The sequence below is a fragment of the Sphingomonas sp. LH128 genome, assembly GCF_000293195.2.
Classification (GTDB): Bacteria; Pseudomonadota; Alphaproteobacteria; order Sphingomonadales; family Sphingomonadaceae; genus Novosphingobium; species Novosphingobium resinovorum_A.
Genome location: NZ_ALVC01000443.1, coordinates 21,493 through 30,928, shown reverse-complemented (window position 1 = coordinate 30,928; position 9,436 = coordinate 21,493). Strand labels below are relative to the sequence as shown.

General features: G+C 61.4%; 8 protein-coding genes and 2 pseudogenes. 6 read left to right on the top strand and 4 right to left on the bottom strand.

The window, feature by feature from the left end:
• Both LH128_RS27665 and LH128_RS34830 read right to left on the bottom strand, forming a co-directional pair.
• Positions 1-1,462, bottom strand: a 1,462-nt coding sequence (locus LH128_RS27665; protein WP_172705196.1) for a GAF domain-containing protein, incomplete at its 3' end; no start/stop codon positions are given.
• A 431-nt stretch (positions 1,463-1,893) separates the two neighbouring features.
• A pseudogene (locus LH128_RS34830) lies at positions 1,894-2,028 on the bottom strand (IS5/IS1182 family transposase); the annotation flags it as partial.
• A gap of 7 nt (positions 2,029-2,035) precedes the next feature.
• Here LH128_RS34830 and LH128_RS32565 point away from each other — a divergent pair.
• Together LH128_RS32565 and LH128_RS27655 are read left to right on the top strand one after the other, a co-directional pair.
• Positions 2,036-2,295 (top strand): annotated as a pseudogene (locus LH128_RS32565) (GlsB/YeaQ/YmgE family stress response membrane protein); the annotation flags it as partial.
• A 215-nt stretch (positions 2,296-2,510) separates the two neighbouring features.
• Positions 2,511-3,359: a transglutaminase-like domain-containing protein gene (locus tag LH128_RS27655; protein WP_008833003.1), complete on the top strand. Its 849-nt coding sequence runs from the start codon at positions 2,511-2,513 to the stop codon at positions 3,357-3,359.
• Here the strand turns inward: LH128_RS27655 and LH128_RS32560 are convergent.
• Together LH128_RS32560 and LH128_RS27650 are read right to left on the bottom strand one after the other, a co-directional pair.
• Positions 3,342-3,536 carry a hypothetical protein gene (locus LH128_RS32560; protein ID WP_083274884.1) on the bottom strand — a complete coding sequence of 65 codons (195 nt, stop codon included), beginning with the start codon at positions 3,534-3,536 and terminating at the stop codon, positions 3,342-3,344. The two genes, LH128_RS27655 and LH128_RS32560, sit on opposite strands and share 18 nt — an antisense overlap.
• A complete protein-coding gene (locus LH128_RS27650; protein WP_008833002.1) occupies positions 3,533-4,282 on the bottom strand; it encodes a Crp/Fnr family transcriptional regulator in 750 nt (249 codons plus the stop codon). Before LH128_RS27650 ends, LH128_RS32560 begins: the two co-directional genes overlap by 4 nt.
• A 185-nt stretch (positions 4,283-4,467) precedes the next feature.
• Here LH128_RS27650 and LH128_RS27645 point away from each other — a divergent pair, with 185 nt between their 5' ends.
• The 4 genes from LH128_RS27645 to LH128_RS34825 are packed head-to-tail and all read left to right on the top strand — an operon-like array spanning position 4,468 to position 9,433.
• Positions 4,468-6,690, top strand: coding sequence for a catalase (locus LH128_RS27645; RefSeq protein ID WP_008833001.1), 2,223 nt, complete (start codon positions 4,468-4,470; stop codon positions 6,688-6,690).
• 52 nt (positions 6,691-6,742) lie between these two features.
• Positions 6,743-7,873: a glycosyltransferase family 4 protein gene (locus LH128_RS27640; RefSeq protein ID WP_008833000.1), complete on the top strand. Its 1,131-nt coding sequence runs from the start codon at positions 6,743-6,745 to the stop codon at positions 7,871-7,873.
• Entirely contained in the window at positions 7,866-8,822 is a 957-nt protein-coding gene (locus LH128_RS27635) for a glycosyltransferase (protein WP_008832999.1), read from the top strand. The genes LH128_RS27640 and LH128_RS27635 overlap by 8 nt, the downstream gene beginning before the upstream one ends.
• Positions 8,819-9,433 (top strand): hypothetical protein, encoded by a 615-nt coding sequence (locus tag LH128_RS34825; RefSeq protein ID WP_327195290.1) that lies wholly within the window; start codon positions 8,819-8,821, stop codon positions 9,431-9,433. The genes LH128_RS27635 and LH128_RS34825 overlap by 4 nt, the downstream gene beginning before the upstream one ends.
• Positions 9,434-9,436: the final 3 nt, after the last annotated feature.

The following is a 9,436-nucleotide window of genomic DNA, read 5'->3' as shown; positions in this document are numbered from 1 at the left end:
GCATATTGTTGAAGTCGTGAGCCAGACCGCCGGTGAGCTGACCTACGGCTTCCATTTTCTGAGAATGCCGAAGCTGTTCTTCCGTCATCATCAGGCTGGTGGTGCGCTCTTCGACCTGCTGCTCGAGCGATTGGGTGAGAGCGGCCAGGTCATGCTCGGCCCGCCGCCTTTCAGTTGCGCTTCGAGTACGGGCAGCAATCTCCTGCATGAAAATCACTTCGTCAGCGGACCAGGTGCGCGGAGTGCCATTGTTCACGTAGATCAGAGCAACAAACGCACCGTTCTCATGCAACGGCATATTGATGAAAGAATGGGCGGTGATACTCTTCAGGACGTCGGCCTGGTCCCGCGTGCGCACATCGACATCGGCATCGGTGCACAGCACCGTCTCTCCGCGTTTCAGGTCTTCGATGTAGGTGCCATGCTCACGAAAATGCAATGTCCCGGCGATGGTTGTCACACCCGGCGCGTTCCAGTCACGCTCGACCGTTATCGTCTCAGCAACTGGATCAATCGTGCCGTATCCGGCTCGGCTGACACCAAGTGTGGTCCCGAGAATTTCGGACGCCGCGAACGCAATGTCCGCAGGGCTGTCCATCTCGCGCAGCACGTCCGTCAGGTGGAGTAGTGCTGCTTGGCGAGCCTCTGCCCCCCGGCGGTCGGTAATGTCGAAACTTACGCCCGGAAAGTGCTTGGTGATCCCGTCGGGAGCAAGGCTGCAATGCCCTTCGGCCGCAACCCATCTAATCGATCCATCCGGCTGGGTCAGCCGATATTCGCAGGCAAAGGGCCCGAGCTCTTCCGCGGCCTTTTCGATTCTGGCTGTCAATCCGGGGAGATCATCCGGATGAACCCTTGCGAAGAACTCTTCAAGTCGCGCGCCGCGCGCGGCGCGCTCCACGTCCACACCGTAGAGCGTAGCCAACCGCGCGTCCGACACGATGAGATCATCGCCGACGTTCCAGTCCCACGTTCCAACTGACCGGGAAGCGACCAACATCGCATCACTTCTACGCTGCAACATGCGCAGTTCGATCTGGGCGATCGCCTGGGCCGCCAGTGCGATCAATGTCTGGCGCTGAACTTCGTTCAAGCCCTCAGGTCTTGGGACGGTATCGATGACACAGAGCGAACCAAGCGGCAGGCCATCCGGCGTGAGGAGTGGGACGCCGGCGTAATAGCGGATGTGGGGTTCACCGGTGACCAGTGAAAAATTTGCGGTTCTACGATCGGCGGCAAGGTCTCGTATCTCGAAAAGGCCCGGTCCCTGGATGGCCAGCGCGCACACGGATGTGTCGATCGACGTCTCAAGCGTAGTGACGCCAAACCTGGCCTTGAACCATTGCCGGTGCCTGTCGACCAGACTGACAAGCGCAATTGGGGTGCCGCATGCGTTCTTTGCAAGCCAAGCGATATCGTCGAACGCGCGCTCCGGCGGTGTGTCGAGGATATCGGCCTGCAAGAGGCTTTCGAGCCGCTCCGATTCTGTCCAGGCCCGAGCGGGAGTGTCAGAACCAGATTTCATCGCGCCGGCCTGTCAGGCGAAATTGATGCCAAGGTGATCTACCATCTCTCTGCGAAAGCGATTTGCGGGGCACAACTTCCGCGCATTGTCACCGAACGCTTTAGGGGATTTGATGTTTCCCCAACATCTTAGTTCTGCGCGCCAAATGCCGTGATGCGTTCGGCGCCAGACCGCGTCGGAGATCACCGCAGCCTTGCACCTTCCCGCTCGCCAAGCAGACGCCAGATCGGAAGGGGATCAGGCGTCGCGCCTTTTGGGGGTATGTGCTCACCCGCAAAAAGCGCGCGCCTGCCGTTTGACATTGATTTCCTCGCGCCTGGAAGTGGGCATCGATTTACGAATGGGTCTGAAAGTCCGTCTGAGAGTGTTCATGGATTGACAATTCTGCGGAGCATGAGACTGCCTAGAGCGACATGGATCATGGCCTCCGGGACGTCGATCCGCTGCTCGTCGCCGCGGACGAGCCGTTTCCACCGGGTCATCCGACCGAAAGTGCGCTGGACGAGACACATGGGCTGGATCATCGCATTTTTCGTTGGCGGCATCGCAGGCTGGCTGGCTAGCATGGTGATGAAGCGGGATGCATCGATAGGCCCCTTCCTCAATATCGTCGTGGGCTGTGCCGGCTCGATTATCGGCAATGCGCTTTCAGGGCCGTTGCGGGGCATTCGTGGCAGTGTGGGCAGGAATTTTCGCTTACAGATCTGATTATCCCCTTCGTTGGCGCGGTCATCCTTCTTTCAATCGTCAATTTCTTCCACCGCAACCGCGCGCTGAGCGAATTTTCAAGTCGTGGATTGCGCCGCCCCTCAATTTCGGACGGGCGGCGTTTTGCCGTCCAGATATCGCCAACCCTTGCTTCCGTCGCACAGATATGCGTTCAGCCGAGTGCATGGTTGAAACTTAAAAGCCGGACGGCGCTTTGTGCAAGAGCCATCTTCTCGCCGTTTCGGTGAGTATATGGCGCTTCACCGGAGCCTGATTTATGTTAATTCGCGGCGGATATGAGATTGGTCTTAAAGTAGAGGCTTCAACGCCTTTGGTGGCGATGCTCAACGTTCGTCCGGAAAGATTTCAGGACTTGCGATCACCTCACGCGATCATGAACGATCGCGGCATTCCGATGCAACATTACCATGATGCTTTCGGAAGTTTTTGCACGCGCCTCACTCTGCCGAGCGGGACCACCACGATTTCCTGCAACTTTCTGATGCACGACTCTGGGCTGGCCGACATCGAGTGTCCTGATGCTGTGCAGCATGAGGTGGCCGATCTGCCGCACGAAGTGCTCCAGTATCTATTGGGAAGCCGGTATTGCGAGACAGACCATCTCTCCAATATCGCCTGGGGATTGTTCGGACACATACCCGCGGGGTGGCAGCGGGTAAGGGCCATCGTCGATTTTGTTCATCGCCACCTGACGTACGGCTACGAGCACGCCCGCGCGACGCGAACGGCGTACGAAGCGTACAACGAGCGCGTCGGCGTATGCCGTGACTTCGCCCATCTGGCCGTGGCTCTATGCCGGTGCATGAACATACCGGCACGCTATTGCAGCGGATACCTTGGTGATATCGGTGTGGAGCCACTCGACGTTCCGATGGATTTTCATGCGTGGTTCGAAGCTTATCTGGGCGGCACATGGCACAGCTTCGACGCGCGTCACCAAGTTCCGAGGATCGGGCGGATACTTATGGCATGTGGCCGCGATGCGGCGGATACGGCGCTGACCACGGCCTTTGGCCCGCTGCAGCTTGTCAGTTTTCGCGTGCTAACAGAAGAAGTCAACGTGGCCGGAACACAGACTTCGAACTCCCTAGCATTCGCGGCGTGAAGCTTGCTCTTCGGCCAGCCTGGCCGCCGCAATAAGGCTTTGGCCGGTTTTTACTGCAGCATTGACGGTCATCGTGACGGCCATGCCGTTGGGGCCGTCCAGAATGACGACCCCGTTCTCGGCACTTGCAACGCCGGGATCGTCTCTTGGCTGGGGCGGGTTCGGCTGTATCGTCATGACGGGTGCTCTAGATGAGAGGGCAGGACGGGGTCGGGATCTTCCAGATAGAGGTAATCCGGATCAAACTGGCCACGTGCGACAAGGCGCTTGGCGTCCAGGATTTCGACGAGCGAAGAGCGGAAGATGCAGACTTTCTCTTCGCGCAGCTGGCGCATGACCCTGTTCACATGAACGTTGGTCAGGCCGCATATTTCGGCGATATCACTCTGGGTCAGCGGCAGGGCAAACCGGCGGCCGTCGCTCAGCCCGGCCGAAAACAGCCGAGCGTTGGTCTCGCACAGAAAATGCGCGACCCTTCCCATTGCATCCATGCGCCCGAGGCGGAACAGCCAGGCGCGGTGGATCGCAGCATCGATAAGTGTGGAGAACCATAGTTTGCGGCCCAGTTGCGGCTGCTCCTCGATGATCGCATCGAGCTGTTCATGGCGTACGATCGCCACTGTGGCGGCAGTCATTGTTGCCACGTCATGGTCGAGTGTCTGGAGCGGGTAGGCGTGCAGATCGACAAAGTCGCCTGGCACATGGATTGCCACCAGCTGGCGTAGTCCGTTGCGATCGTCGATGTACCGTGACAGAAAACCGTCAACCAGCAGAGTGCTTTCGTGCAGTGCGGTTCCCGCGCGGATGATGATCTGGCGAGCCTCCAGCGTCCTCACTTCCTCTATCGCCCCTTCGAGGCAGAGGCGTTCGTTGGCGCTGAGACTGGCTCCGCGCTTGTATCTGAGAAAGCGATCAGTAAACATCGATGCCTTTTCAATGCTGATGGTGTGGTCCGGCGCACACGCGCATGATCTGAACTGCTGCTGGCAGGGAAGTGTTGCGCGCATCTGCGATAAATCGTCTTGACGCAGGTTAATTTACGATTTTCGGAAGCAACTGGGAGTGACGTTCCGGGTTGGATGGCCAGATCAATCCCCGAGGAATGACCATGGCCAAGACCCCCAGCAAGACGCAGTCCAAGTCTTCCAAGCCGGTGACGGCAGCCGACCTGGCCGGGGTGGATATCGGCGGGGAGTCACTCCAAAAAGCGGACCCTGTTCCGGCGGATGCGGACATCGCATTTGCGTACAGCGAGCCGCAGGGCGCTGGCGGAGAGACCCGGCAGGTCGCAGGCGGCGAGGTGCCGACGATGACCACCCAGCAAGGCATTCCGGTTGCTGATGACCAGAACAGTCTCAAGCAGGGCGCGCGCGGGCCCACGCTGCTGGAAGACTTTCACTTCCGCGAGAAGATGTTCCACTTCGACCACGAACGCATTCCCGAGCGCGTCGTCCATGCGCGGGGCTATGCGGCGCACGGATATTTCGAACTCACTGACAGTCTTGCTGACGTCAGCCGCGCCGACATTTTCCAGCGCGTCGGCGAGCGGACGCCGGCTTTCGTGCGTTTTTCGACCGTGGCGGGCTCGAAAGGCTCGGTCGATCTCGCGCGCGATGTGCGGGGGTTCGCGGTCAAGCTCTACACCCAGGAGGGTAACTGGGATCTGGTCGGCAACAACATCCCCGTTTTCTTCATCCAGGACGCGATGAAGTTTCCCGACCTCATCCACGCCGCCAAACCCGAACCGGACCGTGCATTTCCGCAAGCGCAGACGGCGCACGACAATTTCTGGGACTTCATCTCGCTGACGCCCGAGAGCTTCCACATGGTCATGTGGGCCATGTCGGACCGCGCGATCCCGCGCTCTTTCCGCACGATGGAGGGCTTTGGCGTTCACACGTTCCGCCTCATCGACGCCAAAGGCAAATCGACGTTCGTGAAGTTCCACTGGAAGCCCAAGCAGGGGCTGCAGTCGGTAGTGTGGAACGAGGCGGTGAAGATCAACGGCGCCGATCCCGATTTTCATCGCCGCGACTTGTGGGACGCCATCAATTCGGGCGATTACCCGGAATGGGAGCTCGGCGTCCAGCTGTTCGACGATGCCTTCGCCGACAGCTTCGACTTCGACGTTCTCGACGCGACCAAGCTGATCCCCGAGGAACTGGTGCCGGTCCGGGTGGTCGGGCGCCTCGTGCTGGACCGGGTGGTCGACAATTTCTTCGCCGAGACCGAGCAGGTCGCGTTCTGTACGCAAAACGTGCCGCCGGGTATCGATTTCTCAAACGATCCGCTGCTCCAGGGGCGCAATTTCTCGTACCTCGATACCCAGATCAAGCGGCTTGGCGGGCCAAACTTCACGCATATCCCCATCAACGCGCCCAAATGCCCGATGCACCATTTCCAGCAGGACGGGCATATGGCGATGCATAACCCAAAGGGCCGCGCGAACTACGAACCAAACAGCTGGGGCCCGACCCATGGCGGCCCGCGCGAAGACCCGGCACGCGGGTTCACAAGCTTTGCGCAGGAGGCGGAAGGGCCCAAGCAGCGGGTACGTTCGGAAACTTTCGCCGACCATTACAGCCAGGCGCGTCAGTTCTTCGTGTCGCAGACGCCGATCGAGCAGAAGCACATCGGCGACGCGCTCGTCTTCGAATTGTCGAAGGTGGAACGCCCCGACATCCGCTCACGCACGGTTTCGCATTTGCTGAACATCGATGGCGGTCTGGCGCAAACCGTCGCGGAGGGTCTCGGCCTGCCCTTGCCGGATGCTGCGGCAGCAGCGCGTGAGCCGCTCGTGGACCTGCCGCCGTCGGACAAGCTGAGCATTCTCAAGAACGGTCCAGATAGCTTCAAGGGGCGCAAGCTCGGCATTCTTCTGAGTGACGGCGCCGATGCCGCCGTGTTCAAGGCGCTGGTAAAGGCGGTGGACAAGGAAAAGGCGGTCTATGAGGTTATTGCGCCCAGGATCGCCGGTGTGACGCTGTCAGATGGTTCGAGCGTTGCGGCGAAGCAGAAAATCGACGGCGGACCATCGGTCCTTTTCGATGCCGTGGCGGTCGTGGTGTCGCAAGAAGGCGCGGCCCTTCTTGCAGGCGATGCCGCTGCGAAGGACTTCGTTACCGATGCTTTCGCCCACTGCAAGTTCATCGGCTTCAGCGCGGAGGCGCAGGCCATCTTCGCCAAAGCCGGGATCGCCGAGGATCTCGACGAGGCCTGCAAACCGCTCGGCAACGCGAAGGACGCCGCCGGATTCGTCGAGGCGTGCCGCGCATTGCGATACTGGCCCCGAGAACTGGAGGTAGACCTGGATGCACGGCCCGCAGCCTGATCTCGCACTGTACGAGGCCGGGGGCCAGGCACGAAACCCAGGAGGCGACGTCATGCCGCTTCCCGTTTCGTCCGGCGGGTCGGGCTCCTTGCGTATCGGCATCATTTCACATCTCAAGTACCCGATTGCCGAGCCGTTTGCCGGCGGACTGGAAATGCACACGCATCTCCTCGCCCGAGCATTGCGGGATCGCGGCCACGCCGTGACAGTCTTCGCCTCGTCCCGGTCCGACGCAGCGCTCGGGCTGGAGGCCGTGTGCGACGCGACGGCACTGGACGAGGTCGGAACGGCGGAGGCGCACGATGTCGCCTTTTTCAAGGAGCATCACGCTTATCTCACGCTGATGAACACCCTGCGGCATCGCGACTTCGACGTGATCCACAACAATTCCCTGCATTACCTGCCGGTGTCGCTGGCGGACACTTTACCGATGCCGATGGTGACGACATTCCACACGCCGCCGTTCTGCTGGCTGGAAAGCGGCGTGCGCATGTGCTCGGCGGCCAATCACACTTTCGTCGCTGTCTCGCGCTCTGTCGCCCGTTTGTGGGATCACGTCGCCCCAAGCGATCAGGTTATCCTGAACGGGATCGACCTTGAGAAATTCGGTTTCAGTCCGCAGCCCGACCCTGAGCCCTATCTGGTCTGGTACGGGCGGATTGTCCCCGAAAAGGGTCTGCACTTCGCCATCGAAGCCGCGCGATCGATCGGGGTGCGGCTGCGCGTCGCCGGGCCGATCCTGGATCAGGTGTATTTCGACGGCATGATCAAGCCGCATCTCGGCGACCGCGTCGTTCATGTCGGGCATCTGGATCACCTGGCGCTGGCGCGTTTCGTCGGCGGTGCAAGGGCCTTCCTGTGCACTCCCACCTGGGACGAACCATACGGCCTCGTCGTCGCCGAGGCGCTTGCATGCGGGGTGCCGGTCGCCGCCTTCGCCCGCGGTGCAATTCCGGAAATTCTCGACGAGAGCTGCGGCGTACTGGCAACGCCCGATGACGTTGCATCGCTCGCGGCTGCGGTGCGAGGAGCAATCCGGCTCAGCCGCTACGATTGTCGCAGACGTGCCGAACAAACCTGCGATGCCCGGCGAATGATCGAGAGCTACGAAGCGTTGTACAATCGCCGGATCGCGATGCACGCTGAGAGCGAATTTTGCGAGGTCCCGCTCTTACATGCTTGACGGCGAACCGACAAATCCGCTGGCTGCGGCGTGCGACTTTTGCGTGTGCGTTCCGGCTCGCGACGAGGAAGAGCGCCTTCCGGTGCTGCTCGCGGCACTTGCGCGGCAGACGCTGCCAGGCGTCATCCGGGTGGTCATCGCGCTCAACAACACCACCGACGCGAGCTTCGCTGTCGTCGCCGAGGCCCGCGCCGCGTTCAAGGGGCGATTGCATGTCCATGTCGAAGACGTGACGTTTCCGCCCGGCCTTGCCCATGCGGGATCTGCGCGCCGCCTGGCAATGGATACTGGGTTGTCGCTTCTGGCAGGTTCAGCGCAGGGCATTCTGGTCAGCACCGATGCCGATACGTGCCCGCCCGCCTGCTGGCTCGAAAACATCGCTGCGGCCTTTGGCCGCGGTGCGGATCTGGTTGGCGGACGCATCGAGATTGACCGGGCTGAGCCTTTGCCACCTGAAGTTGCGCTCCTGCGCCATGCCTGGGACAGGTACTGGAACGCGGTGCGTGCCATCGAAGACGAGGTTGATCCCCTCCCCTGGAACCCGCCGCCGCGTCATGGCGATCATACTGGCGCATCATTGGCGATCCGCGCGCAGCTTTATCGCGAGTGCGGCGGGGTACCGCTGCTATCGACCGGAGAAGATCGCGCCCTCGTCGCCGCTGCCGTTACCCACGGTGGCCGTCTAGCCCATCCCGCGAATGTCTACACCTTCGTCTCCCCGCGCCGTAACGGGCGGGCCGAAGGCGGGATGGCCCGCGCCATGCAGGAACTTTTCGAACTGGCGGCCACGCAGGATGCCCCGGCCGCACCAAGCTACGAGCAGTGGCGCGAACGAGCGCTCTGGCGCCGCGGGATGCGGTCGCTGCCAGACGGACATGCACGGATACCGCGGGAAGAGATGCTGCTTGCGCCCATGCGCCGTGACATGAAACTGGAGATTGGACGGTGATCGACCGCCCGATCGGCTATTACGTTCACCATCATGGCGCAGGCCATCGCGCGCGCGCACAGGCAATTGCTGCCGCCAGCGAACGCCGTATCGTCCTGCTCGGCACTGGCCTTGGCGAAGACGGGATCGATCTTGCCGATGATCGGCCGGCTTCGGGACTGTTCGATGGTTTTGACGGCGCCTCCTCACGCCCCGATGCGCTGCATTATGCTCCGCTCGATCACGAGGGGGTGCGCAGCCGCGTCGCTCGCATCACTGGCTGGATTGCCCAGGCGCGCCCTGCGATGATGGTCATCGATGTCTCTGCCGAAGTGGCGATGCTGGCTCGGCTGGCCTCGGTGCCGACGATCTGCGTACGGCTTAGCGGAAACAGGGACGATCCGGCGCACCTCGAGACGTTTCGCGCCGCATCGGGGCTGCTGGCCCCGTTTCACCCCGCCTGCGAATCCGCTGCGACGCCCGAATGGGTACGGGCAAAGACGCTTTACCTGCCAGGCATAGCTCAGGCACCGGCGGAGGCAGCACCGCTGGAAAAGGTTGTCCTCGTGGTCTTCGGCCAGGGCGGACCGACAGGTGATGGGGACAAACTTGCCAAGGCGGCCCGCGCGTGACCG

Coding starts and splice junctions, on each gene's coding strand:
- LH128_RS27655 (WP_008833003.1), top strand. CDS start 2,511: ATGTTAATTCGCGGCGGATATGAGATTGGTCTTAAAGTAGAGGCTTCA.
- LH128_RS32560 (WP_083274884.1), bottom strand. CDS start 3,536: ATGACGATACAGCCGAACCCGCCCCAGCCAAGAGACGATCCCGGCGTT.
- LH128_RS27650 (WP_008833002.1), bottom strand. CDS start 4,282: ATGTTTACTGATCGCTTTCTCAGATACAAGCGCGGAGCCAGTCTCAGC.
- LH128_RS27645 (WP_008833001.1), top strand. CDS start 4,468: ATGGCCAAGACCCCCAGCAAGACGCAGTCCAAGTCTTCCAAGCCGGTG.
- LH128_RS27640 (WP_008833000.1), top strand. CDS start 6,743: ATGCCGCTTCCCGTTTCGTCCGGCGGGTCGGGCTCCTTGCGTATCGGC.
- LH128_RS27635 (WP_008832999.1), top strand. CDS start 7,866: ATGCTTGACGGCGAACCGACAAATCCGCTGGCTGCGGCGTGCGACTTT.